This is a genomic window from Acidaminococcus intestini DSM 21505 (assembly GCF_000425045.1).
GTDB lineage: Bacteria > Bacillota > Negativicutes > Acidaminococcales > Acidaminococcaceae > Acidaminococcus > Acidaminococcus intestini.
Window position 1 is genome coordinate 15016 of sequence record NZ_AULA01000009.1, and the last position, 25419, is coordinate 40434.

At 47.5% G+C, this 25419-nt stretch carries 26 protein-coding genes and 1 tRNA gene; 21 read left to right on the forward strand and 6 right to left on the reverse strand.

The genetic code is table 11. The annotated features are described in order from the left end of the window. The first annotated feature begins 2 nt into the window (after window positions 1–2). From H503_RS0104020 to H503_RS12425, 3 genes are all read left to right on the forward strand, one after another. Window positions 3–1322, forward strand: coding sequence for a uracil-xanthine permease family protein (locus H503_RS0104020; protein WP_009014991.1), 1320 nt, complete (start codon window positions 3–5; stop codon window positions 1320–1322). A gap of 21 nt (window positions 1323–1343) precedes the next feature. Next, complete coding sequence (locus H503_RS0104025; protein WP_009014992.1) at window positions 1344–2267, forward strand: AEC family transporter; 924 nt, start codon at window positions 1344–1346, stop codon at window positions 2265–2267. A gap of 452 nt (window positions 2268–2719) precedes the next feature. Further along, window positions 2720–2920 carry a hypothetical protein gene (locus tag H503_RS12425; protein WP_131219498.1) on the forward strand — a complete coding sequence of 67 codons (201 nt, stop codon included), beginning with the start codon at window positions 2720–2722 and terminating at the stop codon, window positions 2918–2920. A gap of 221 nt (window positions 2921–3141) precedes the next feature. Here the strand turns inward: H503_RS12425 and H503_RS0104030 are convergent, their stop codons facing one another. Both H503_RS0104030 and H503_RS0104035 read right to left on the reverse strand, forming a co-directional pair. After that, the gene (locus tag H503_RS0104030; RefSeq protein ID WP_009014993.1) at window positions 3142–3891 is read right to left on the reverse strand and encodes a gamma-glutamyl-gamma-aminobutyrate hydrolase family protein; all 750 of its coding nucleotides are present in this window, start codon (window positions 3889–3891) and stop codon (window positions 3142–3144) included. 25 nt (window positions 3892–3916) lie between these two features. Further along, window positions 3917–5338, reverse strand: coding sequence for an alanine/glycine:cation symporter family protein (locus H503_RS0104035; protein ID WP_009014994.1), 1422 nt, complete (start codon window positions 5336–5338; stop codon window positions 3917–3919). Between the two features lie 216 nt (window positions 5339–5554). On the opposite strand from H503_RS0104035, the gene H503_RS0104040 reads away from it, so the two are divergent. Next, entirely contained in the window at window positions 5555–6799 is a 1245-nt protein-coding gene (locus H503_RS0104040) for a MerR family DNA-binding protein (protein WP_227077600.1), read from the forward strand. Window positions 6800–6868: 69 nt separating this feature from the next. Here the strand turns inward: H503_RS0104040 and H503_RS0104045 are convergent, their stop codons facing one another. Beyond that, a complete protein-coding gene (locus tag H503_RS0104045) occupies window positions 6869–8320 on the reverse strand; it encodes a phosphoethanolamine transferase (RefSeq protein ID WP_226828519.1) in 1452 nt (483 codons plus the stop codon). Window positions 8321–8919: 599 nt separating this feature from the next. Here H503_RS0104045 and H503_RS0104055 point away from each other — a divergent pair. From H503_RS0104055 to H503_RS11770, 12 genes are all read left to right on the forward strand, one after another. Continuing rightward, window positions 8920–9660 (forward strand): gamma-glutamyl-gamma-aminobutyrate hydrolase family protein, encoded by a 741-nt coding sequence (locus H503_RS0104055; protein ID WP_009014997.1) that lies wholly within the window; start codon window positions 8920–8922, stop codon window positions 9658–9660. A 129-nt stretch (window positions 9661–9789) separates the two neighbouring features. Further along, window positions 9790–9924, forward strand: a complete 135-nt coding sequence (gene rpmH, locus H503_RS0104060) for a 50S ribosomal protein L34 (RefSeq protein WP_009014998.1) — start codon at window positions 9790–9792, stop codon at window positions 9922–9924. A gap of 60 nt (window positions 9925–9984) precedes the next feature. Then, on the forward strand, window positions 9985–10350 hold the full coding sequence (gene rnpA, locus H503_RS0104065; protein ID WP_242603459.1) for a ribonuclease P protein component: 366 nt from the start codon (window positions 9985–9987) through the stop codon (window positions 10348–10350). Between the two features lie 14 nt (window positions 10351–10364). Next, entirely contained in the window at window positions 10365–10574 is a 210-nt protein-coding gene (yidD, locus tag H503_RS12205) for a membrane protein insertion efficiency factor YidD (RefSeq protein WP_009015000.1), read from the forward strand. Between the two features lie 27 nt (window positions 10575–10601). Further along, window positions 10602–11234 (forward strand): YidC/Oxa1 family membrane protein insertase, encoded by a 633-nt coding sequence (locus H503_RS0104070; RefSeq protein ID WP_009015001.1) that lies wholly within the window; start codon window positions 10602–10604, stop codon window positions 11232–11234. A gap of 37 nt (window positions 11235–11271) precedes the next feature. Beyond that, on the forward strand, window positions 11272–12030 hold the full coding sequence (gene jag, locus H503_RS0104075) for an RNA-binding cell elongation regulator Jag/EloR (RefSeq protein ID WP_016459865.1): 759 nt from the start codon (window positions 11272–11274) through the stop codon (window positions 12028–12030). 59 nt (window positions 12031–12089) lie between these two features. Then, a complete protein-coding gene (gene mnmE, locus H503_RS0104080) occupies window positions 12090–13457 on the forward strand; it encodes a tRNA uridine-5-carboxymethylaminomethyl(34) synthesis GTPase MnmE (RefSeq protein ID WP_009015003.1) in 1368 nt (455 codons plus the stop codon). Window positions 13458–13485: 28 nt separating this feature from the next. Further along, window positions 13486–15366 carry a tRNA uridine-5-carboxymethylaminomethyl(34) synthesis enzyme MnmG gene (gene mnmG / locus H503_RS0104085; RefSeq protein ID WP_009015004.1) on the forward strand — a complete coding sequence of 627 codons (1881 nt, stop codon included), beginning with the start codon at window positions 13486–13488 and terminating at the stop codon, window positions 15364–15366. Beyond that, window positions 15363–16091, forward strand: coding sequence for a 16S rRNA (guanine(527)-N(7))-methyltransferase RsmG (gene rsmG, locus H503_RS0104090; RefSeq protein ID WP_014129189.1), 729 nt, complete (start codon window positions 15363–15365; stop codon window positions 16089–16091). The genes mnmG and rsmG overlap by 4 nt, the downstream gene beginning before the upstream one ends. A gap of 246 nt (window positions 16092–16337) precedes the next feature. Next, window positions 16338–16625, forward strand: a complete 288-nt coding sequence (locus H503_RS0104095; protein WP_009015006.1) for a helix-turn-helix domain-containing protein — start codon at window positions 16338–16340, stop codon at window positions 16623–16625. 9 nt (window positions 16626–16634) lie between these two features. Further along, the gene (locus H503_RS0104100; protein WP_009015007.1) at window positions 16635–16904 is read left to right on the forward strand and encodes a hypothetical protein; all 270 of its coding nucleotides are present in this window, start codon (window positions 16635–16637) and stop codon (window positions 16902–16904) included. A gap of 58 nt (window positions 16905–16962) precedes the next feature. Beyond that, window positions 16963–17169, forward strand: coding sequence for a hypothetical protein (locus H503_RS11770; RefSeq protein WP_016459866.1), 207 nt, complete (start codon window positions 16963–16965; stop codon window positions 17167–17169). Window positions 17170–17494: 325 nt separating this feature from the next. On the opposite strand, the gene H503_RS0104115 is transcribed toward H503_RS11770, so the two are convergent. Both H503_RS0104115 and H503_RS0104120 read right to left on the reverse strand, forming a co-directional pair. Further along, a complete protein-coding gene (locus H503_RS0104115) occupies window positions 17495–18319 on the reverse strand; it encodes a MetQ/NlpA family ABC transporter substrate-binding protein (protein ID WP_009015008.1) in 825 nt (274 codons plus the stop codon). 68 nt (window positions 18320–18387) lie between these two features. Next, the gene (locus tag H503_RS0104120) at window positions 18388–19506 is read right to left on the reverse strand and encodes a 5-methyltetrahydropteroyltriglutamate--homocysteine S-methyltransferase (RefSeq protein ID WP_009015009.1); all 1119 of its coding nucleotides are present in this window, start codon (window positions 19504–19506) and stop codon (window positions 18388–18390) included. Between the two features lie 824 nt (window positions 19507–20330). Between H503_RS0104120 and H503_RS0104130 the strand changes: the two genes are divergently transcribed. The 4 genes from H503_RS0104130 (at window position 20331) to H503_RS0104145 (ending at window position 22918) form a co-directional block, all read left to right on the forward strand. Beyond that, window positions 20331–21119, forward strand: a complete 789-nt coding sequence (locus tag H503_RS0104130; RefSeq protein ID WP_014129187.1) for a ParA family protein — start codon at window positions 20331–20333, stop codon at window positions 21117–21119. Next, on the forward strand, window positions 21109–22089 hold the full coding sequence (locus H503_RS0104135) for a ParB/RepB/Spo0J family partition protein (protein WP_009015011.1): 981 nt from the start codon (window positions 21109–21111) through the stop codon (window positions 22087–22089). Before H503_RS0104130 ends, H503_RS0104135 begins: the two co-directional genes overlap by 11 nt. A gap of 10 nt (window positions 22090–22099) precedes the next feature. Next, window positions 22100–22789 (forward strand): DUF554 domain-containing protein, encoded by a 690-nt coding sequence (locus H503_RS0104140; RefSeq protein ID WP_009015012.1) that lies wholly within the window; start codon window positions 22100–22102, stop codon window positions 22787–22789. Between the two features lie 52 nt (window positions 22790–22841). Further along, window positions 22842–22918: transfer RNA gene (locus H503_RS0104145), tRNA-Val, on the forward strand. A 309-nt stretch (window positions 22919–23227) separates the two neighbouring features. On the opposite strand, the gene H503_RS0104150 is transcribed toward H503_RS0104145, so the two are convergent. Next, entirely contained in the window at window positions 23228–23827 is a 600-nt protein-coding gene (locus tag H503_RS0104150) for a GNAT family N-acetyltransferase (RefSeq protein WP_009015013.1), read from the reverse strand. 252 nt (window positions 23828–24079) lie between these two features. Here H503_RS0104150 and H503_RS0104155 point away from each other — a divergent pair, with 252 nt between their 5' ends. Further along, window positions 24080–25351, forward strand: coding sequence for an S-layer homology domain-containing protein (locus H503_RS0104155; RefSeq protein WP_009015014.1), 1272 nt, complete (start codon window positions 24080–24082; stop codon window positions 25349–25351). The last annotated feature ends 68 nt before the right edge of the window (window positions 25352–25419 follow it).

Here is a 25419-nt window from a genome sequence, read left to right on the forward strand (position 1 = left end):
TGATGGATAGAGAAAAAGATCCAATCTACGAACTGGATGGAAAGATTTCCTTTGAAAAAGCGATTCCTTTTGGGCTCCAGCATGTCCTTGCCATGTTTGTTGCCAATATTGCTCCGATCCTGATTGTAGCGGGTGCTGTCAAATTATCTACAGAGGAAACGGGTGCTCTTGTCCAGGCAGCCATGATCATTGCCGGGATTGGTTCCCTTTTTCAGCTCTATCCGCTAGGGCCCCTGGGTTCAGGACTTCCCATCATCATGGGAATCAGTTTCACTTTTGTCTCTACCTTCTGCGTCATTGGTGCTAAATATGGTTATGGTGCTGTTTTGGGCGCGGCCCTTGTAGGCGGCCTTCTTGAAGGTCTTATTGGAATGGGGGCTAAGTACTGGCGCCGATTCATTCCTCCTATTGTTTCGGCCAGTGTCGTCACGGCCATCGGGTTTTCCCTCTTAGGTATTGGAGCCAACTCTTTTGGCGGCGGCTTTGGCAATCCTCATTTCGGGGAACCCAAATTCCTCATCGTAGGGACCATTACCCTTCTCAGCTGTCTTATCTTCAATATCAAGGCCAAACATTTTTATAAGCAGCTTTCTGTTCTGTTTGGTCTTGTTGTAGGGTATATTGCAGCTGCTTTTCTTGGCATGGTGGATTTATCAAGGATGACTCAGGTGGGACTTTTTTCCCTGCCGATGCCGCTTCCCTATGCTTTGGAATTTCGACCTGATGCCATTTTTTCTGTATTCCTTATTTTCCTTGTCTCTGCTACGGAAACCTTAGGGGATACTTCGGCCCTAGCTGCCATGGGCATGGGAAGGGATGCGTCAGATGGTGAAATCCGAGGATCCATTGCCGTTGACGGGTTTATTAGTTCCTTGTCCAGTCTTTTTGGCTGCCTTCCCATTACGTCCTTCAGCCAGAATGTCGGTCTTGTCGCCATGACCCATGTTGTTAATCGTAAGGCCATTGCCAGCGGCGCCCTGATCATGATCCTTGCTGGCCTTTTCCCTGCTTTTGGAGTTATCTTGGCCTCCCTTCCTGACGCTGTTCTTGGTGGATGTACTCTTATGATGTTTGGCTCCATTGTCGTCAGCGGCGTTCGGATGCTTGCCGGCTGTGGTTTTACTCAGCGCAATATGAGCATTGCGGCGCTTTCTCTTTCCATTGGAATTGGTTTTACGCAAACGCCAGCTATTTTCAAGATGTTTCCGACAATCATCAAGTCCGTCTTTGCTGAAAACTGTGTGGCCGTTGTCTTTGTTGTTGCTTTTGCGCTGAATCTCATCTTCCCCAGTGAACTTGAAATGGAAAAAATGAATCAGTAACTCCCAGAAAGGAATGGAACCATGGACTTAGGTGATCTGCTAACCTTGCAGGGGACCCTTTTCCTCTTGATGCTTCTTGGCGCTTATTTGACCAAAAAAGGAGTCATTACCAAAGAAGGAAAGCGCTGTCTGACGGATCTTGTTGTCTATGTGATCCTTCCCTGTACAATCTTTAAGTCCTGTTTTGTCGATACGGGGACCAATTTTGCAGCTGTTGGTGCCCTTTTGCTTTTGCTTTCCCTTGTCATTGAAGTGGGGTCCTTATTCTTTAACCAAGTGCTTTATCGGCGTTACAGCGGGGAGAAACGCAAGGTTCTTCAATATGGGACGCTCGTTCCCAACAGCGGTTTTTTGGGTACGCCAATTGCAGAGGGAGTCTATCATGATCTAGGGGTCCTTTATGCCGCGATTTTTCTGATTCCTGTCCGTATTTTCATGTGGTCTTTTGGAACAAGTTATTTCATGGCCCAGGAAGGCATGAGCAAAAAGGAGTTATGCCGAAAGGTTATTACCCATCCCTGCCTCATTGCTGTTTTTCTGAGCCTTGCTGTCATGATTTTGAGAATCAACCTGCCAAGCGTCCTTAAGGTGACCGTTCTTGCTATCAGTAAATGTAATTCTGCCATTGCTATGTTTGTTGTGGGAACGGTCCTTGCAGAAGCTCCCACGTGGAAAATCTTTGATTTTGATACGGTTTATTACTGCGTAATCCGGCTTATTTTCCTGCCTTTATTAACCTTATTCCTGGGACGCGTTATGGGATTATCCGGTGCCAGTCTGGGTGTCGCTGTCCTTATGATGGGCATGCCAGCCGGAGCGACGACATCGATTTTTCCTTCCCTTTATGGCGGTGACGCACGCCTGGGGACTAGCTGTGTCATTCTTTCTGTTCTTCTTTCCATGGTAACTCTTCCTCTTTGGATTTATCTCGTCCATTTATCTTAATCCGCCAGAAGATTCCCTTCTTTAAGGTAGGAAATGAATGGCAGGTGACTGCGTGGAATCGATGCCCACGGAAGCCATAAATCCACCGTGGATAGTCTTGGTGATGCTCATTTTTATTATATAATCAGCATATAATAAAAATGGGTTCTTCACGGAAATTTGTGGGGTCATAGACAGATGGATATTGAAAAAGGACATCAAATTCTCCAAAATATAAGGTGGCTAAACCCAAGTAAAGGAGAATTGAGATGTCCTCTATTTAGTACATTATTTAAGCAGACCTGTTTTGTCAAGACCCCGATTACCTTGTTGGGCTCCCCGAAGATCCTTTAGACGATTCCACGGTATGGGTGGTTACCAGGTAGAAACGCCATACCGATTTTCTCTGCTCTCACTGCGGAGAGCCGATGCATATCTATGGCACGTACCGAACCCGCCTAAGGACGGTGCCTATGCAGCCAAATGCCAGGCGCACTGTCCTCTTCGAGGGGCACCGCTTCCGGTGCCCTTGCCGTCAGGAAACGGTTACGGAACTCAATCCGTACAGATGTCCTGAAACGAGAATCACCAAACAGGCCGCTGTGTGGATTCCATCGCTGCTCGCCCAGGGATTTACGACTATCGGAGTGCAGAAGATAACAGGCATCCATTGAAACACGATTCGCCAAGCTGAAGGAAAAGCGAATCGACGGTCTGGCAAACCATGCCAAATGCCCTATTGACACAGGCTGATTGGGAGGATACCACAAGATTAAAACTGCCGAACACGCATATGGGTACAAGAACGACCGGTACTTTTTTACCTTGATTCGGTACCGGTCTTTACCTACGTATGATTTGGCATCCCACAAAAATACGTGAAGTACCTATTTTTTTAATTGTTTTTTTTACAGGAATTGATGAAGGCTTGGAACAATTTCAGTTGTTCAGGCGCATCAAACATCATTTCTGGATGCCATTGGACCCCAACGATGAACGAGGCGCCGCCTGTAATTTCAATGCCTTCTACGGCCTGATCTTCTGCAAGGGCCGTGATGGTGACGTTCTTGCCTGGTTCGCAGACCCCTTGGTGATGAAAACTATTGGTACGGATCTTATCCCCGAAAATTGTATGGAGAAGGGAACCTGAAGAAAAAAGTGTTTCATGGGAGGGATAATTTTTGGGAGCCATATCTCCCATATAGCGGTGTGTCAAATGAGCTTCTTGACCTAGATCTTGATAGACAGTTCCTCCCATTGCGACGTTCATGATCTGTATGCCGCGGCAGATTCCAAGCATGGGAAGCTTGTGTTCATAGCCATAATGGAATATTGTAAGGTCATATTCATCCCGTTCGGGTACAATCCGCCCACAATACGGCATGGGACGCGCACCATACCGGAGCGGATCGATGTCATGCCCCCCGCTGATAAGGATTCCGTCGACTTTTTCGAGAAGGGCAATAATATTCTTTTTTTCCCTGCAATAGGGGATGATGGTGGGAATCCCACCCGCTTTTTCAATGGTGTAGATATAGTCCGCTGCTAGGAATTCCCAATCTTGGCCAGGAAGTCCTAGGCCAGGAACGCCGATGACGGTATCCCTGGGATCATAGTTACAAGTAATTCCAATAATTGGTTTCATTTTGATACCTTCCTTTCATGGTCTGTCATTGTTTATTCTCAGAAGATTGGTTTTGATGAAAACTGCGTTCCATAGCTTCCCATTTAGGCCATTTCATGTGTTCCCATTTTTCGGGATCGGCGAAGTACTCTTTGGATGCCTTTACGACATGCTGATGGCATAAAAGAATACAGACCATATTGATGGTTGTCATCAGGGCCGTTCCAAAATCTACATAATTGATCATCGTTTCAATGCCCATCATGCCGCCAATAAAGGTCATAAATAAGAGAACCCAGCGGCCATACGTCTTTCCTTTTTGACCAATCAGTTTGACGAGGGCTACACAGGAAAATTCAATTTGCGCGCAAGCCGTGGTAAAAGTAAACAGAAGCAATGCAATTGATACAATCCACGAACCAGCCGTTCCAATGGCAGAGGAAAAAGCGGCCGCCGTCATCGTGGAGGCGGTTACACCGGGACTTGTCCAGATGCCAGTGCATAAAATCGCAAAACAGGTGAGATTACAGACAACCAAGGTATCAAAAAAGGCTTCAAAGACTCCCCACATGCCTTGCTGAACGGGATGGTTCACAGCTGCAACGGTATGGACCATTGTCGTGTAACCGGTTCCTGCGTCATTGGAATAGACTCCACGGCAGATGCCCCATCTGATACAGGCAGCCAGCGTAGCGCCTGCAAACCCTCCTACTGCGGCTTTTCCTGTAAAGGCATAACGAAAAATGGAGTAAAAAGCATGAGGAAAGTTTTCGATATTCAGTAAGATAACAAGGAGCGCACCCCCAACATACAGGATACTCATGAAAGGCACGATTTTTTCACTGACTGCCAGAAGATTGCGCATTCCACCAACAACCACGGCAATGCAGAAAAGGGTGAGAATGAGGGCTGAAAGGGTACGATTGGCTCCTAAGGCGACTAAGTGATCGACTCCTGATCCAATTTGGGCAGAAGCTGCGAAAAATAGGGCAAACAGGCAGAGAATCGTATATAGTTCTCCTGTCCACTTCCATCCGGTGGCGTTTCCTAAATAATACTGGGGCCCTCCCACCCAATTGCCTTTTTGGTCAATTTCGCGGTAGAGCATGGCCGTTGTTACTTCCGTGTATTTTACGGCGCATGCAGCAAGGCCGGCAATCCAGAGCCAAAAAACACTGCCCGGTCCTCCAAAAGCAATTGCCATGGCGGTCCCCACAATGTTCCCCGCTCCCAGGGTTGAAGCGAGTGCACCACTGGCCGCTTGCCATCCGCTGAATTGACCGTCGGAACCTTCAATTTTCGTGAATGATTTTCCAATGGTGTGTGTCAGAATAAATGGCAATTTCCGATAAGGGAGCATGTTCAGTCTTACGGCAAGAAAGCACCCGCCGCCGACAAGAAGAATCAGCATGGGAATCCCCCATATCCAATTGGTAAAGGTCAAAATAGCCTCCAACAATGCGTTCATGAATGAGCCTCCTTTTTTTATCAGGCTGTCGACATCCTATCTATTACTATCGTAGGGGATGGATGAGGCTTGATGTCAATTACAGAATTATCTAAAATCAAGAAAAAGATGGAGTTGACTCCACCTTTTTTCGAAGAAACTATGCAAAAAAAGCAGGGGCCTGATACAATAATTACTGAAACGGAAGATATGGAAAACCTTACGGGAGGAATCAGTATGAAAATAGGTGATTTTTCACGTTCTGTCGGCGTGAGTGTCGATACCATCCGCTATTATATTTCCTTGGGCTTATTGATTCCTAACAGCCAAGGTGCGCAGCTGTCTTTTGGTATACGAGAACAAAATGATATGGAAATAATCTTAAAAATGAAGCACCTCTATTTCTCCCTTCATGAAATCCATGAATATTTGGATATCCATAGAATGAATAATATGGTGGAGGAAGAGAGCTTAACAGATGTCAAGCGACTCCTTGCAGGTAAATTGGAAGAACTCAAGAAAAAGAGAGCAGAGCTGCAGTTTGCTGAAAATGAAATTGCAGATTTGTTGGGGAAAATTGGAAAGCCCGACTGCGAAAAACTCAGGACAGGGGCTCCTCTTTTCTCTTTGTCCTTGCTTTCATGTCCTCATTGCGGCCGATCCTTTACCTTGACAGATGCTGTTCTCGATCATCGTTATATCTATCAGGGAAGACTGCAATGTGCCTGTGGCTGTGAAATGCAGATCCAGGAGGGAATCATCCAAACGGGGAATGTGTACAAAGGTGATTATGATCGACCTGATCTCCAGCGGAGAATCTATTATGATATCAATGAGAATCTCGCCACTCATCTGCAAAAATGCTCCGATTATATTGTTTCAAGGATGAAAGGCCGGGCCATTAAAGGAAAGGTTGTATTAGAGGGCCATATCAACGGGTACTTTTTTCTATACACGAATCTCAAGGCTCTTGATCCAGATTGTCTGTACATCTTGATTGACAAATATCCGGAAGTATTGAAAATGTACAAATCCAATTTGGAGCAGCTTCATTTGGAACGAAATATCCTTTATATTGCCGATGCAAGTACCACGCCGCCACTAAAAAAAGGAAGTGTCGACCTATTGATCAGTTTTACAGGAGACAATGAACACAGTTTGTATTTCCGTTCTTCCTATATTGCTGATTGTGAACCTTATTTGAGCCCTTCTGCCCATGTATTGGGAGCAAAGCTGGAATATGATTCACGAGCCCTTAGTTTGAAGCGGCTTCGTCAAAGCTATCCGGAAGGAAATGGAAACGGCTATTGTCGGGGCATGACCTGCAATGCTTATGAAAAACTGGGGTTTCGATGGCAGGAACAAGCCATTGGAGAGATGGAAGTCATCCGGAAAAAATTCGCCTATCGTAATCATGTGGATGGGGAAAAATTACAGATTAGTTGTTTTCATGCATCCAGGGATCCATCTTTTAAAAAGTGAATCATTAGGATTGCTCATTTTCCCTAAATAAAAAGGATCGTTGGAAAAATGTCCAACGATCCTTTTTATTTAGGGATCCAATTTCTTTTTGCCGTGAAGTGTCCGAGCCTTTTCAAGGGGAAGATTATAATTAGGTGATGCGATATCAAGGGAAGAGTCACTTTCTGGCGCGTTTTCGATACCAAGAAGTGTCACCATAAAATTATAGAGAAGGTCATTGGTCCACCAGCAGTCCTTATGGGATTGAAGAACCTGCCATAAAAGAGGCCTCTCTTTTCGGCTTTCCGATGAAAGATGGACAACAAAAGGAATATGGGTCATGATGGGTTCATATTGAGTGGCGTTGTGACCGATGCCTTTACGGCTGTCCTCACCATGGTCGGAGAAGTAGACTAGGCCACGAAAATCTTGCATTTTCTTTAATTTAACATAGAGTTGTTTCAGGAACTGGTCCGTATAAAGGATGGTGTTGTCATAGGTATCGATATGATTGTTGCCCCCAGAAAAATAGGTTTCATTTTTTGGATATCGATCTTCATAAGAAGCATGGCTCCCCATCACGTGAAAAACAATAAGAGTAGGATGAGCGCTATCGACAATCGGTACATGATCCAACAGGGCCTTGTCATAATAAGTGGAACCCACTCCTTTTCCCGCACGGCCATTGATAAACACTTGGTGATCTGCTGTTCCGGCCATTTCTGATGTGGGTGTGTCCCATGCTCCATATTTTCGCTGGTTGCTGATCCAATAGGTCTCATATCCTGCTTTTTTAGCTATTTCAATCAAGAAATATGCTTTTTGTAAAGGAATATTGTTGTATTGATTCTTTTGACTTAACGCATAGGTGAGAACGGGGACGGTATGCGTATGATTGGAAAATGCTTTAGAAAAAAGCAGGGTTCCTGGGTCTTTTTTGAAGCTTTCCAGAAATGGTGTTGTATGGCGTTTGTATCCATAGCTTTCCATATGATCCCTTGTGGCTGACTCACCAATGACAAGGACATAGAGGCCTTTTGCTTTAGGTGAAACAGAAAGGCCTTTCAATTGTTCTAGGCGGTCAAGCCGTTTATTACGTGATTTCTCGTAATGACTGTAGTCAGCAAGAATTTCTTTTGTCTCTTTCATGGCTACAAAAAAGGAGTAACTTTTTGCTTTTACGGGAAAGATGATAAGGCATAAAGTAAGAAATACGATTAGTTTAACAGGAAAGTCGGGCCTCTTTTTTGAAAGAACCTGTTGCCGGAGTTTTAAGAGATCATGGCCTAAGGCACCGAGCAGAGAAAAAAGGAGAAGGCTTCCGACCAGAGCTGCGGAAGGAAGACTCTTGATATAAGCTAAGGCTTCTTCCTCATTTGTTTGAAAGAGTGTCAGCATAATATCTGAAGAAAGTGCCTTCCCACCGCTGATCAAAAGATAAACCAATGTGGGCAAGGGAAAAACAATTGCGGATATGAATAAGAATCTGGAAATGCAAGTGATTATTTTCTTGTAGGATGTATGCTCTGCAAGACATTCCAAAAGAAGACTTCCTCCATAGCCAAAAAGAACCAGACCGGAGGCAAGGACGGCGTCACGAGGAAAAAGAGTGCTTTGGGGGTTCTGCGAAAGCACAAGGATTGGACTTTCATAGAGAAGGAAAAGGACGGTCCAACTTTTTAGAAAGGCTGTAGAAAAGTTCATCATATACCCTAGCAAGGCAAAGAAAAGCGATTCAAAAAGGACTAACTTATAGGATTGAGAAAGAGGCTGCCCGAGAAAATATTCAAAAAGAAAGAATAAAATAGCATAAGAAGAAAAAGCAAGCAGGAAATGATTCTGGGATTGGGAGAAATGAATTTGAAAAGAACGCACGGCTAGACCTCCATCTTGGTTATAAATTCATGCAATAATAAGATAAAACTAGAAAAAATTGTAATAAATATAACGCCTTATATCATACAACTTTTTTTTGCTTTTAGTGGGGAGATAAAATGGACAGAAATAGATATTAGGCAAAAAAGGGCGACTTTTCCAGATAAAAGGGCGGAAAAAGGGATGGAAAATGAGATGCCGCTTATGTTTTCCTTAAAATATGGTATAATGCGGCGTATGAGCATGAAACTGAAGGAGTGATTTTCATGAGCAAAAAAATTCGAATTGGTCTTGTGAGCAGGACTTTGACCTTACGGGACGAGGTACCTACTTACCAAAAGGCACCCTACGTGCCACGGGATATTGTGACCATTCTGGGTGAACTGAGCGCGCTTCCCATTGTTTTTCCCGATGTGGAAGGCGCTAGTGGAAAGGATTATGTGGACCTTGCCGACGCACTTTTTCTTCCCGGCGGACAGGATGTGGACCCGACCCTTTTTGGAGAAGAACCGACGTGGAAAGTGGGCGGTGCGGATTACAAGATGGACCGCTTTGAAATCGATCTCATTCGGGCCTTTTATGAGGCAGGAAAACCCATTTTTGGCATTTGCCGCGGCATCCAGGTCCTCAATATTGCCCTTGGCGGTACGGTTTATCAAGATCTTCAGGCTGACTGCCCCAGTGCTTACATCGGCCACAGCCAAAAAGCCTACGGGGCCTATCCCGTCCACCATGTAAATGTCAAGAAAGGCAGCTTGCTCCATGCGGCCTTGGGGGATACGGCCTATGTAAACTCTCGGCATCATCAGGCCTTGAAGGATGTAGCCAAGGGTCTTGTTGTTACGGCTATGGCACCGGATGGTGTCATTGAGGGCATAGAATCAGCAGGCAGTGACCAAGTTGCTGCCGTACAGTGGCATCCGGAGAATATGTGGCGCGAGCATCCGGAAATGCGGGCTCTTTTCGAACAGTTCATTGCACGCGTTGAGAAAAGCGTGCAAAAATAAGAGAAACACAAAGATTGAGCGGGAAAATCGGTTGACACACCCCGTCCCATAGCATATAATTGTATGAGCTGTCAAATGATTTTTTGATCGATCTTGGCAAATCACCTTTGAAGTAAGGAGGGTTAATAGATGAAGAGAACGTTCCAACCTAACAACACGAGAAGAAAAAGAACTCATGGCTTCAGAGAAAGAATGAAGACTTTGGGTGGAAAACAAGTCTTGAAAAGAAGACGTGCGAAGGGCAGAAAGAGATTATCTGCATAAACTATGAGATGGGCCGCCTTTCGCGGCCTATTTTACTCTATGAGGCAGGTGCCAATCGCTTTGGAACAAGAACAAATGCCCAGAAAAAACACCTATACGCAGGCTCATCGGGTCAAGGCCCATGAGGATTTCCAAAAGATCCATGACAAGGGTCAATCCGTTGTGGATGGCTATGGCGTTTTTTATTTTCTGCCTTCTCCTCATGACCATTCCCAGCTGGGAACAGCCGTAGGGAAGAAACTGGGAAATGCGGTCTTGCGCAACAAGATCAAACGGCGGATGAGGGAAACCTTTCGTCAGCACCAGTACCGCCTTAAAAAGCCCGTTTCCATCGTCTGGGTAGCCAGACGTCGGTTGGCCCATGCACCCTTTGCTATGTATGAGACTGTGTTTTTGCGTCTGGCAAAGAAAGCCGGACTGTTATAGATCCGGAGAGGCCTATGAAAACGATCGCAATCTTCCTGATTCGTTTTTATCAGATTTGCATTTCCCCTCTTCTCGCGCCTCGCTGCAGGTTCTATCCTACGTGCTCCCAATATGCGCTGGAAGCGGTGAAAAAGTATGGTTTTCTGAAAGGAACCTATCTGGCTACGAAAAGATTACTGAAATGTCATCCCTTCCATAAGGGCGGGTATGACCCGGTACCCTGACCGCAGCAGGAGAAAAGGAGAAAAAACTTGGAATTCTTAAGTTCGTTTGTGCAGCAGGTGGTTTCTGCCATCTATGAAGCAACCCGCATGATTGGAGAGCCGAGTTACGGGCTTGCCATCATCATCATGACCATCCTCATCAAATTGCTCCTCTACCCTTTGACGAAGCGTCAAATCGCCTCAACAAAGGCTATGAGTCGCATCCAGCCTCGTATGAAGGAACTTCAGATGCGTTATCGCGATGATAAGATGAAGCTCAATGAAGAGCTGTCCAAGCTGTACAAGAAAGAAGGGGTCAATCCCCTGGCTGGATGCCTTCCCCTTGTCATCCAGATGCCAATCATGATTGGCATTTTCTACGGAATCCGTGATTTTAACTATGAAGGGCCGAGCAGCTTCCTTTGGATGCAGAGTATCGGTCAGCCCGATCCGTATTATATCCTTCCTATCCTGTCTGCTTTGACGACCTATATCCAATCTCGGCAGAGCATGCCGCCGTCCGATAATCCGACGGGGAAGGTCATGCTTTATTTCATGCCCTTGTTCATTGGCTATATCAGCTTGAAATTCCCGGCTGGTCTGGTTCTCTACTGGGTCGTGATGAACCTCATGCAGATTGGTCAGCAGTTCTTTATGGACCGGGCCGATAAGAAAGCCTAAAAGAGTAGACAATGCCAAGCGGCAAGGAGGCATGGATATGAATCGCATTGAAAAGACGGGGCGTACCGTGGACGATGCTGTCCAGGCTGCCCTCAAGGAACTCGGCGTAAGCCGTGAAGATGTCCTCATTGAGGTCCTGGAAGAAGGCAAGGATGCCCTTTTTGGACTCATCAAGCGGGACGCCAAGGTACGGGTTACTGTAAAGGAAGCGGAAAAGGCTGCGGCACCGGACTCTTTTGAAGAACAACTAGAAACGGTCCCGGAAACGCCGGAAGGACCTGCTCCGAAAGAGGAACCTGAAGTCACCGAAGCGCCTGTTTCTTCTGATGCTGAGGAAGAACGGAAAGCCGCTGCCCAAGATGCCAAGACCTTTCTGGAAACCCTTTTCAAGGCCATGGGGATGGATCTCATCATCGAAAAGTTCATCAATCGCAAGGATGGTGAAATTGAACTGAAACTCCATGGGGATGGGCTGGGTGTCCTTATTGGCAAGCATGGCCAAACGCTGGACAGTTTGCAATATTTGACAAACCTTGCAGCCAATAAAGGAAAGAAAGAATGGCACCGCATTGTCCTTGATGCCGAAAACTACCGGAAACGCCGCCGGGATACATTGGAAAAACTGGCTCACAACCTTGCCCATCGCGTCAAGCGGACGGGCCGCAAGGCGCTTCTTGAACCGATGAATCCTTATGAACGGAAGATCGTTCATGAGGCCCTGCAAAACGAGCCCGGGATCGTGACCTACAGTGAAGGCGAAGAACCTTACCGTAAAGTCGTCATCGACCTTAAATAAATCACACTTGAACGTTACGTGCTCCGGACCCTTGTTCGGAGCTTTTTTTTGGAGGAATCATGGAAGATACAATCAGTGCCATTGCGACCGCCCTGGGCGTTGGCGCCGTGGGCATCATCCGCGTCAGCGGACCGGAAAGTCTCCGTCTCGTCAATCGGATTTTTCGGGCAAAAGAACCCCTTTCCTCTTCCCGTCCCCGTTATCTGCAGTATGGTCATATCCATGACGGGAAGGGTGTCGATGTGGATGAGGTCCTGGCAGTCTATATGCCGGGCCCCCATTCCTACACGGGAGAAGACGTGGTGGAAATCCAGTGCCATGGCGGACGGGAAGCGCTGAAAGAAATCCTGCGGCTGACCTTTAGCGAAGGGGCAAGACCAGCAGAACCTGGAGAATTTACAAAACGGGCTTTTCTTAATGGCCGTCTTGACCTTACGGAAGCAGAAGCGGTCATGGATATCATCAATGCCAAGAGCCGCCGTGCCCTTGTTGCAGCCGGAAGAGGCCATAAAGGGGCCCTGTCCCGTTCCATCAGGGAAATCCGCGGCCGCCTGCGGGATTTGGTGGTCCATCTGGAAGCCATCATCGACTATCCGGAAGATGATATTGAAGACGTGACCTATGACGAAACCGAAGGTGTGCTGCAGCAGTGCTATGATGCAGTCATGCAGCTGCGCAAGAAAGGAGAGACGGGGCAGATCCTTCGCGAGGGCCTGCGGATAGCCATTGTGGGCCGCCCCAATGTTGGCAAATCAAGTCTCCTGAATCGCCTGCTCCAGACGGACCGGGCCATCGTTTCCAATATCCCCGGCACGACGCGGGACATCATTGAAGAGCAGATGACCCTTGACGGGATCCCCTTAGTACTGACCGATACGGCAGGTCTGCGGGATACAGAAGACTATGTGGAGCAGATTGGTGTAAAACGCAGCCGCGCCATTTTGGAAGACGCGGAACTGGTCCTTGTCGTCTTGGACAGCGCAAGTCCCCTCACGGACGAAGACCGGAAACTCCTTGCAGCGGTCAAGAACCGTCCCCATCTGGTGCTCCTCAATAAAAGTGACCTTGCACCGGCCCTTTCGCGGGAGGAAGTGGAAGCTCTTTCGGGCGGCGACGTCCTTTCTCTTTCCGTTAAAGATGGTGCTGGAATGGATCAGGTCGGAATCCATCTCCGTCATTTTGTCATGGGCGAAGGATCCGATGCCGAAATGGGACTGATGACCCAAAATGCCCGTCAGGGAATGCTGCTTGAACAGGCAGCCCATCATCTTGCAGAGACGCTTCGCGATGCGCGGGCCCATCTCCCCTACGACTGCCTCACGATTGACCTGACCCAGGTTCTTCATGAGCTGGGCGAAATTACGGGTGATGATGTGCCTGAGGAAATCATCAATGAGATCTTTGCACAGTTCTGCGTCGGAAAATAGGACGCGGTAGAGGAGGATAAAAAGTAGCATGATCGTTGTGGATCATTATGATGTTGTTGTCGTAGGTGCGGGCCATGCTGGCTGCGAAGCAGCCCTAGCGGCAGCTCGGATGGGAAAAAAGACCCTCCTTGCGACCCTTTCCATGGATAATATTGCCCTCATGCCCTGCAATCCGTCTGTAGGGGGACCGGCCAAAGGCCATTTGGTGAGGGAAATCGATGCCTTGGGTGGGCAAATGGGGATTGCGGCTGATGAAGCCTGCATCCAGATGCGCATGCTCAATACAGGCAAGGGTTATGCTGTCCAGGCGCTCCGGGCCCAGGCAGATAAGCCGCTCTACCATACCATTATGAAGGAAGTCGTGGAAAACACAGAAAACCTCGACGTCAAGCAGCTCATGATCGATGAGCTCCTTGTTCGCGGCGGTGCTGTAGAAGGTATCGTTGCTGAAACAGGGGAAGTCTTTGAAGCTCCCTGCGTCATCCTTGCCACAGGGACCTATTTAAGGGGGCGTATCCTATATGGGGAAGTTGCCTATATGGCAGGCCCTAATGGGCAGCGTTCAGCCATGAAACTGACCGATTCCCTCGTGAAAGCCGGGCTTACGCTCATGCGCTTCAAGACCGGTACACCGGCTCGTGTGGACCGTCGGACCATTGATTTTTCGCGGACCGAGCCGCAGTACGGTGATGAAGCGGTGCGGAATTTCTCCTTTATCAGCCCTATTACGGAACGTCAGCAGGTTCCTTGTTACTTGACCTATACCAACCCCCGGACCCATCAGATCATTCGGGACAACCTTGACCGGAGCTGCATGTTCAACGGAACCATCGAAGGTGTAGGCCCTCGCTACTGCCCGAGCATTGAAGCAAAAATCGTCCGTTTTGCCGATAAGAGCCGTCATCAGCTTTTTTTGGAACCGGAAGGGCTCAGGACCAATGAAATCTATGTCCAGGGCATGAGCTCCTCTCTCCCCGCCGAAATCCAGGTTGCTTTCATGCAGACCATTCCGGGTCTGGAGCACTGCAAGATGATGCGGGCTGGATATGCGATTGAGTATGACTGCCTCGATCCCCTGCAGCTTACGGCAAGCCTCGAACATAAAGCCATCAAGGGGCTCTTTAGCTGCGGGCAGGCAAACGGCACGAGTGGCTACGAAGAAGCAGCGGCCCAGGGCCTTATGGCAGGCATCAACGCCGCCTTGAAGCTTGATCACCGGCCGCCTTTCATTTTGGGACGGAGCGATGCCTATATTGGTGTCCTCATTGATGACCTCGTGACGAAAGGAACGACGGAACCGTACCGCATGATGACAAGCCGTGCCGAGTACCGCCTGCTTCTGCGGCAGGATAATGCCGATCTGCGCCTGACGCAGAAAGGCCGCAATGTGGGCCTTGTCAAGGACGACCGCTATACTGCCTTTACGAAGAAACGGGACGAAATCGAACGGGCACTTTTTGCCCTTTCGAAAAAGAACTTGGCCCCGTCGGAAGAAAATCAGCAAAAGATTATGGCTATGGGCTCCGTGCCCTTAAAGAGCTCTATCAACATGATGGAACTTTTGCGCCGTCCGGAAATTACCTACGAAAAGCTCCAGCAAGCCTTTGACCTCGAACCCCTCTCCCCCGTTGCTGCAGAGGAAGTGGACGTAGAAGTCAAGTACAAGGGCTATATCGATAAGCAGAAACAGGAAGTCATGCGGGCCATGAAGCTCGAAAACCGCCTGCTCCCGGACGATATCGACTATAGTGCCCTCCATGAACTATCTTCGGAGGCAGCGGAAAAACTGGAAAAGCAGCGGCCCCTTTCCATTGGTCAGGCCAGCCGTATTTCCGGTGTTTCCCCTGCTGATATCAGCGTCCTTATGGTCTATTTGGAATCGCGGAGACGCAAAGGAGAAGAAGCATGACCTATTTGGAGACCTTGAAGCAAAGTGCCGAAGCAATTGGCCTGACCCTTTCTGACGAAGCGCTCCGGCGTTTTGAAATCTATAAGGATGAACTCCTGGAGACAAATCGCTTCCTTAACCTGACAGCCATTACAGACCCGGAAGAAGTGGCGGTAAAGCATATGGTTGATTCCCTGACTATCTATAACGAAAAGCGCTTCCATAATCGGACGATTGCCGATGTGGGAACGGGAGCGGGATTTCCAGGACTGCCTCTGAAGATCTACGATCCGACTATGCGTCTCACCCTCATCGATTCCTTGGCAAAGCGCCTTGCCTTCCTTGAGAAGGTGGCAAAGGACATGGGCCTTGGCCAGATTCGCTGTCACCATGCGCGAGCCGAAGAAGCGGGGCGGGACCCGAAGCTGCGCGAGAAATTTGATGTTGTCGTTGCCCGGGCTGTAGCGCCTATGCCCGTCCTTGCGGAATACTGCCTGCCCCTTGTGCGGGTTGGCGGCGTCTTCTACGCCATGAAGGGCAGCAAGGGCATGGAAGAAGCAGAAGAAGGCCGTCAGGCCATTTCCATCTTGGGCGGAAAGATTGTTGATATTCGCCATCTGACCCTGCCCGGCCTTGACGATAAGCGTTATATCATTACCATTGAAAAAATCCGTCCTACGGGCGAGCAGTATCCCAGACGGCCGGGTATTGCGACTAAGCGTCCACTTGCTGTGAAACCTAAATAATAAAATAGAAGATACCTTAACTGTGGACTGGACCGGAATGACTTCGGACCCAGTCCTTTTTTACTCTATCATACTGATTTATTTCTAAATTTCCCTTGAAATCGGGCTTTTAAGGAATGAGTACTAAAAAAATCCCCCATAATCATATCCTGCCATGATACAATGCGATAAATAGGGAAGGAGGATATGCAAGTTTGAAAGACAGGATGAGAGAAAGGTTGGTGAGCGTGTAAGAGACGCCGCATAATGGACAAAAAACATAAGCTTTGTCGATTCATTGGGGCCAAGATCCGCTATTACCGGATGCTGCGGGCTGTCGTGCATAACGGATTCGGTCAGGCAGACCTGGGGAGTTTGGCCCATCTTCATCCGGATACGATTTCCCGGATTGAGCGGGGAACCTATCATGACAGCATCCCTCTGTCAACGCTCATGGATATTTCCGATGCTTTGGGCATTGATGTATCGGAACTGATGACACTGACGGAAACGGGAAAAAAACTTCTTCATTGGGAAAAGGAGAACGAAGCATAAAGAATTTTAGTGGGATCCCTTGCCAGTGCGTCGATGGGAACGGCCATTGCCGGCCTCAACGATGCGGCGGCAACCAATGCCATCCTTGCTGCTGGCGGAACGGCTGACCTCGGCAGGATTGTTGCGGCCTCTGCTCTTCTTGTAGCGGATGTTTTCATGGAAAATAAGGCTGATGAAGCGATAGATGATGCCCGAAGCTTCCTCGCCGAGTCGCGGAAATTGCTAGAAGTGTGCGAGAGCCGTATTGCATTTCTTGAAACCATTGAGACGCGGGCCTAGCAGATCTGAGATATCATGGGAAAACTCGAAGTTCATTTTGAAATGGGCGGCATCAGAAATGAAACTTATCATCCGACGAGAAGGGGCGGATTGGCGGATGGATGGAGGCGAGGAAAAAAAGACTGTCGGAAAGGCAACTCTACTTGATAAGACGTTGAAAATCCTCATTGATATGCCCCTCCTTCGCGAAAACGGGACGTTGACGGAAGAATCAGGGAAAGCCATCATCAAGATTGAAGGAAATCATGCCCTTTTCCTGCAGTAAATTTAGCCTTTTCTTTGAACGTGTGGACACCATCTCTGAAGGAGCCACCCTGGATTGCAGCAATGGCGTGTTCCGCCATTATGATGAAAAGACTCATTTGTGTCTCATTCATAAAAAGCGGCCTCTCCTTTGCCGGGTCGCTGCCTATTATGATGCCCTGCAAAGTACCAAACTTTCTCGAGAGGAATGGTACTGGCTCAATGAGGAAGCCATCCGCAGGCTGCAAGAAGAAGGTACAACAAAAATGGGCCAAAGGCCCCTCCCCTACGACAAAAAGAACCGACCAGAAGGAATAATCTTCTTTCTGATCGGTTCTTTTTTTACATTATTTTGCAGGAATGATGGTTCCTTTGAACTTTTCTCCAATGAATTTCTTTACTGCGTCGGAATGGAAAAGGTCCGCAATCTTTTTATAGGTCGGGTTGTCCTTATCTTTTTCGCGAGCAGCAAGGACCATGACTGCAAGGGGCTCATCATCCTTTTCCCAGAAAAGGCCCTGTTTCTTGACATCCATTCCGCTGCTCATGACATAGTTCATGGTAATGACGGCAAGGTCTACATCATCCAGACTGCGGGGCAGCTGAGCTGCTTCCAGTTCTTTGAATTTGAGGTGCTTTGGATTTTCTGCCACATCGGCTGCTGTTGCTTTGAAACCGACGCCTTCCTTTAGCTTGATGAGACCTGCTTTTTCAAGAAGGACGAGGCCACGCCCGCCGTTTGTTGGGTCATTGGGGATGGCCACGACGCTGCCGTCAGGAACGGCATTGATATCATGAATCTTGTTGGAATAGATGCCCATACGCATGAGAATGGTATTGCCAATAGGAACGAGCTTGGCATTGTTCTGCTTGGCAAAATTTGCCAGAAATGGTGCGTGCTGATAGCTGTTGAGGTCTAAATCACCTTCCGCCAAGGCTTTGTCCGGCGTAATATAATCAGAGAATTCGATGACTTCCACATTGATTCCCTGCTTTTTTGCTTCGTCAGCGACGGCGTGCACAACGTCGGCATGAGGACCGGCCGTCGCACCAATCTTGATGACCTTGTTCTGCGGCGTACTGGCTTCTTTCTTTTCACTGCTGCCGCAGCCGCTTACGAGAGCGAGCCCGAGAAGACTGACAGCAAGAAGGGTAAGAACGCGTTTTTGCATAGAAAAGACTTCCTTTCTGATTCGACTAGATGTTTCACGTGAAACATTGCTTTTAGGATAAGCGGAACTCAATCGGCATCGGGCCAGACTTCACGGGCAATGCTGCGGATAAGGGTGAGCTTCTTCCACTCGTCTTCTTCCGTGAGGAGATTGCCTTCTTCCGTGGAAGCAAAGCCGCATTGCGGGCTAAGGGCCAGCTGATCCAGGGGAACCAGGGCGCTTGCTTCCTTGATCCGTCTTTTGATGGCTTCCGAATTTTCAAGGTCTGCCGATTTTGAGGTAACAAGGCCCAGAACAACCTTTTGGTCCTTGATATGGTGGAGCGGATTGAAGTCCCCTGCCCTATCCGTATCGTATTCGAGAAAGAATCCATCGACAAGACAGTGCGCAAAGAGGGTCTTGGCAATGGGCCCATATCCGCCGGAAGAAAACCAGGTGGAACGGAAATTGCCGCGGCAGATATGCATGGTAATGACCATATCCTTGGGTTTAACGGCAAGGACCTTGTTGAGGACCTTGACATATTCTTTGGCAATACGGTCCAGGTCAAAACCGCGTTTGGCATAGGCTTCGCGTTTATCTTCATCACAGAATTCGCCCCAGGACGTATCGTCCAGCTGGAGATAACGGCAGCCTGCGTCATAGAAGGCCAGGACCGCTTTTTGGTAGGCAGCGGCAATGTCTTCAAAAAGCACGGCTTCATCGCGATAGCGTTCAATCGGTGTGTAGGATTCCGTCCGCACGCAGGCGATGAGGTGAAGCATGGATGGAGAAGGAATGGTCATCTTGGCTAGGGTCTCCCCTGCTGCCTTTTTAAGAAAACGGAAATGATTCAGGAAGGGATGGTCCGTAAAATCAATTTTCCCTGTAATGGCGATGGTGGATGCTTTAGGCTGCGCACCCTTAAATGCAACAGACCAATGATCGGCATGGACTTCCGTGACACCATCAAGGGCAGCCAAAAAGTCCAGATGCCAGTAGCGGCGACGGAATTCGCCGTCTGTGACGGCTTTGAGGCCGCAGGCTTTTTCCTTTTCTACAAGGTCAAGGATGGCCTCATCTTCGGCTTTCGAGAGTGCTTCTAGGGAAAGGGTCCCTTCTTCAAAGGCTTTTCTTGCCGCTTTGAGAGAGGCCGGTCTCAGGAAGCTTCCAACAATATCGTAACGAAATGGTGCGGTGGCAGTCATTGTATCGTCCCCTTTTGCTCTAATATTCTGATTCATAGTATTGATGTAGGGTATTGTATCTCATCAAGGATTATTTGTATAATCCCAAAAAAGAATGAATGGATATAACTTTAACGCATAGCAAAATCAGCATACTTCAATTTATCATAAGAAAAAATGAATAATAGATGGGAAGAAACGGATGCGTCAATTATAGGAAATGTTGATGACAGTCGCACATCTGTCCATTTAGTTGTGGAAGCTGTTAAAAATAAAAGTGAAAGATTGTAATCTGGCAAAAGCATATAAGTGACCTTTTGGGTAACGGCATCAAATCGGAAGAATAGAAACGGGCTCATATGATTAGGCCTGTTTCTGAGGATATAAATAAGTATCGGAGCAGAAGAAAAACTTCTTTGGTACGGCATTACTGTCTTAGTATCCATAGGAAGGAGGCTTTATGCGATCATACGCTGGGAAAAGCTCGATCCATGACCAAATGCTGATCTTCTGGGATGGCTCCAGAAGGGGGAATCCTATGGATACGAGGGAGGAATCTGTTTTGCTTCTTTAGTCCTCTTGCTTTCCTCTTGGGGAGGAATAGAAACGGGGAACGGTGGTGTCCCAATGGGAAGGCTTTTAAAACATGGGAATTAGGCGAATGTTTCACGTGAAACATTCGCCTAATTCTCCGAGACAGCTAAAAAATGGGAGACAGGCACCAAAAAGAATGGATTTAAGATTTTTTTTGAATGTTTCACGTGAAACATTCAAAAAAATGGACAAGGTGAACAGGGATTTTTTCCCTTGATGATGTAATTTGTGATAGAATAGGACGTGAACCTATGAATAAGGAGAGAAAAAATGTCATGACGCAGATCATTGCCATCGCCAACCAAAAGGGGGGTGTCGGTAAGACAACAACAAGTATCAACCTTGCAGCCTGTCTTGCAAACACGAGAACGAGAGTCCTCCTTGTGGACCTTGATTCCCAAGGAAATGCAACAAGCGGCCTTGGAATCGATAAAAATACCCTTGAAAAAGATATGTATGATGTCCTCATCCATGGAATCCATATGGATAAGGTCGTTGTAGAAACAAAATGGAAAAATCTCAGCGTGGCTCCGGCTACAATGAACCTGGCCGGCGCGGAGATTGAATTGATTGAGAAGAAAAACCGGGCCTTAAGTCTAAAAAAACAGTTGGATAAGGTCAAGGAAAGTTATGACTATGTCCTAATTGACTGCCCGCCTTCCTTAAGCTTATTGACTATCAATGCCCTTACAGCGGCAGACTCAGTACTGATTCCCATCCAGTGTGAATTCTACGCCTTGGAAGGGGTCACCCAGCTCATCCAGACCGTTGATCGTATTCGGGAAACGAGCAACCCTAATCTTTCCGTAGAAGGAATTGTCATGACCATGGCGGATACGAGAACGAACCTTTCCAATGATGTTGTGACAGCCGTCCATGAGCATTTCCCAGATCTTCTTTATAAGACGATGATTCCTCGCAGTGTACGCCTTGGAGAAGCACCTAGCTACGGGGAACCCATCATTGCCTATGATCCGAAATGCAAGGCTTCTGATGCATATCGGGCTCTATCAAGGGAGGTGAAGCGCCGTGCCAAGTAAAAGAGGATTGGGGAAAAATGGTCTTGATGTGATGTTTGAACCGGTTAAGAAAGTGGTCAAAGAACGGCAGGCGGGTGAAAATGTAGGGGAATTGGCTGTTAAAAACTTAATTCCCAATCCCTACCAGCCGCGTCACACTTTTGATGAAAAGGCTTTGGAAGAACTTACCCAATCGGTTCAGGAAAGCGGCATTATCCAACCCCTTATTGTCCGCAAAAAGGGGAGAACCTATGAAATTGTTGCCGGAGAGCGCCGTTGGCGAGCTGCCAAGGCAGCGGGGCTCGTCAAGGTTCCTGTTGTCATCCGTGATTATGATGACGCCACTATGATGGAAGTCGCTCTTGTTGAAAACATGCAGCGCAGCGATCTTGACCCCATAGAAGAGGCTCGGGGCATCAAGAATATGATGGACGCTCTTAAGGTCACTCAAGAAGAAGCGGCCAAACGCCTTGGTATGAGCCGGGCTGCTTTGGCAAACAGTCTGCGGCTTTTAAAGCTTCCTGAAGGAGCGGCCCAACTGGTGACGGATAAAAAATTGACTGCGGGTCAAGTTCGTCCGCTCCTTAGTTTGACGGATCCCCAGCAAATTGATAAGCTCGCGCTTCGTGCAGCAGAAGAAGGTTGGTCTGCTCGTATGGTAGAAGAATACGTTACCAGTGAAAAGGAAGGCCTTTCTGAAAAGGAACAAGCTGAGAAACTGGAAGCCCAACAGACCGCTAAAAATGGGAAAAAAGCGAAGGATAAAGCAAGACGGTCTGTCAAGGAAAGTCAAAGCATCTATGTGAAGGCTATCCAAGAAGATCTAACCCAATATTTTGGGACAAAAGTCAAGGTCCAGCCTGATAAGAAGGAACATGGAGGCCGTATCGTCATTGAATACTATAATGAAGGCGATCTGGAACGGGTCATGGAACTTCTAAAAAAAGAAGGACCTGCTTTGCAAGAAGAAGGAAAACCGTTTACGGTGTAGGTGAAGCATCATGATGGGAACAGGTACGGTGGTCAATGCTGTGGCCATTGCTGCAGGTGGAGCTCTGGGTCTTTTGGCGGGACGCGGCATCAAAGTTCGGTACCAGGAGACCGTTATCCATGGACTGAGTCTCTGTGTAATGGTCCTGGGACTCAAGATGGCTCTTGCTGGGCAGCATACCCTTTTTGTCATTTCTGGTCTCGTCCTGGGAATCCTCGTAGGGGAGGCGCTGAATATTGAGGGAAAACTGGAACAAGTAGGCCTTTATCTGGGAAAACGGTTTTCCCAAAAAGGGGAGACCGGAGCCTTTGCAAAAGGATTCTTAACGACAAGCCTTATTTATTGTGTTGGTGCCATGGCTATTGTTGGATCCATTCAAGATGGATTAAATGGGGATGCATCAACGCTGTATACAAAAGCGATGATTGATGGTCTGAGCGCCATCATGTATGGTGCCAATATGGGAGCGGGGGTTATGGCATCTGCTTTATCTGTCTTTTTTTATCAAGGGACACTGACACTTCTTTCCAGTTTCATTGGACCTTTTGTTACAGATGCAGTGGCCCAAGAGATTTCGGCAGCAGGGGGAATCCTTATTTTTGGTATCGGACTTACAATGTCAAAGATAATAGCGATGCGAGTAGGAAATATGATTCCTGGCCTATTTATTGTTGCCGTTATGACGTATTTTTTTGGATAGGAATGAAGACTTGTCAATTTCTTCTCTAAGGAGTATAATGGACGGGTACATCGGGGTTATAGCTCAGTTGGTTAGAGCGCATCGCTCACATCGATGAGGTCTACGGTTCGAACCCGCATAACCCCACCAATTGAATCCCTATAGGGCACGCGGAAGCGGTCCTTTTTTTATAAAGAAATGGGGCCCAGTGGATCAACCACTGGGCCCCATTTCTTTTCGCATGCTGGCAAAGGGGAAAATTAGTTGACAGGAATTTTTTAAAGAACTCTCATCTCAATACTTGCGTAAAAATCATTTCTCAATGGATTTTTCTTAAAATACGACTCAATCTATAAGGAAAACAATAAAAACGCTCAGAAAGGATTTTTGAAGGGATATGAGGAATCCCTCAAAAATAAGAAGATTCTTCTCTCCCTATTACCCCATCCATCATTTTGTTCATTTTGCAGATAGTTCAGGATAGGGAGTAAAGGGATGAGGCGATTTGTCATGGCGGCCAATCATCTTTTCCATCCAAATCATATCATAATAGCGACCGAATTTAAATCCACATTGATGAAAGCGCCCGACAACTGTATAGCCTAGGTGCTCATGGAAGTGAGGACTATCTAGGCTTAAAAAGGGATCTGCTTTCTTTTCGTTTGATGGATAGGCGATGCAGGCATTTAGATTTAGGATTCCCATGGATTGAGCAGACTTTTCGAGAGCTTGGTAAAGGGCTTTTCCTACTCCATGATGTCGCATATTCTTTTTTACGTAGATGCTGGTTTCTGCACAGTGGCGGTAAGCAGATCTGGGATTAAATGCGCTTAAGTAGGCATATCCTACGACTTCTTGGTTTTCTTCACAGACAAGGTAAGGATATTGCTGAAGGGTATGGACGATCCGCTCTCGAAATTCCTTTAAAGAGGGAACCGTTTTTTCAAATGTTATGGCTGTTTCTTGGATATAAGGAGCATAAATCAAACGCAAAAGCGCAGCATCATCCGGACTTGCAGGACGGATGACAAGAGGAGGGAATGAAACAAAGGGCTTCATCGATTTCATCTTCTTTCAGTATTAGATTAGAATCATTATAGCACGCGGAAAAGCAATGGAACCCATATATTTTTTCTATCTAGGACGGAGCCGGATAGAAGGCCGTAAGGATAATAAAAAAGGGCTTGTCAAAAGCGGCAATGTCCGGTATACTAATCATGTTAGATTAAACTAACTAAAACAAAAGATAGTAAGTGAAGGAAACTTGGAAACTTTGCTTACTCCTTTCTTTTGGTGTAAAAGGAGGAAACAATGAAAAAACAATTTGTCACAGCCCTGGTTCTTGCCCTGGGAATCAGCGGCACAGCACTTGCAGCCAATCCTTTTTCTGACGTTCCCGCTGGTCATTGGGCTTATGCCGCTGTTGCCAAGCTGGCCGCGGCAGGGATTGTCGATGGTTATCCTGACGGCACCTATAAAGGCGACCGTACCATGACCCGTTATGAAATGGCCCAGATTGTTGCAAAGGCACTGGCTAAGGGAGCTATCGGTGCTGATGATAAGCTTGTTGGTGAATTTGCCGATGAGCTCGATAATCTTGGAGTTAGAGTTGCAAAACTCGAAAAGAATGCGGATCATGTTCGTGTGACTGGCGAGGTCCAGATGAGCTATGCAAGCAATAAAGGCGGTATATTCAAGGACGATGGGGAAAGCAATTCTGAATCGGACCTGAGAACCCGTCTTTGGTTCACTGGTGAAGTGAACGATAACTGGCACTATACGGCCATGCTTGAAAATCATCAGTATTTTCAAGGCAAGAATGAATCTGGCGACAGTGATACCGATTTCCAGCGAGCCTTCTTGGAAGGAAACATTGGAGTTGTCGGTATCAAAGCTGGCCGCTATGATGAATTCCTCGGCAATGGCAATATCTATGATAGCCAGGTCGACGCGGTTCGGGCGACCGTACCTTTCGGTAATGCCTATCTCTCGGCAGCCTATGGAAAAATGGCCAGTGAAAGTGATTTTGGCTGGAACGATGATACGGATGCTTCCGTTGCTGATACGTTCTACCAAGCGGAGTTGGGCGGGACTTGGGGCAACCTCAATCTGGCGGCTTCCTACCTTAAGGCCAAGGACGTTAAATTTGAAGATTTTGGCCTGAATGGTGACAATAAAATTTGGACGGTTGGCGCTGATTATACCGCTGGCAAGCTGAATCTTTCCGGTATGTACCTGAAAGGTGATAAAGATGTCCTTCTTTCCGAATATCGAGACGGCGATGATGACGGTTACGTCGTTGGTCTGACCTATGGCGGTGCTGAGGAAGATAAGCCGGGCAGCTGGGGCCTGATTGCAACTTATTATGATCAGTCTGCTCCGACGGTTATTGCCCACACTATGGATGGTGCATGGGATGCCTTTGCAGGTTATGGCTTCAAAGGCTATAAGGTGGGAGCCAACTTGACCCTTGCCAAGAATATGGTGGCTGAAGTTGACTACTATGATTTGAAGGGCAAACGGGGAGAAACCTCCGATAAACATGCCCGTACGCTCTGGAGCCAGCTCGTTGTTACTTTCTAATGATAAGCTCCCCTTTGGGAATTTTATCTAATATAGGGTCGTTCCTGGAGCGCAACGGGAACAATTTC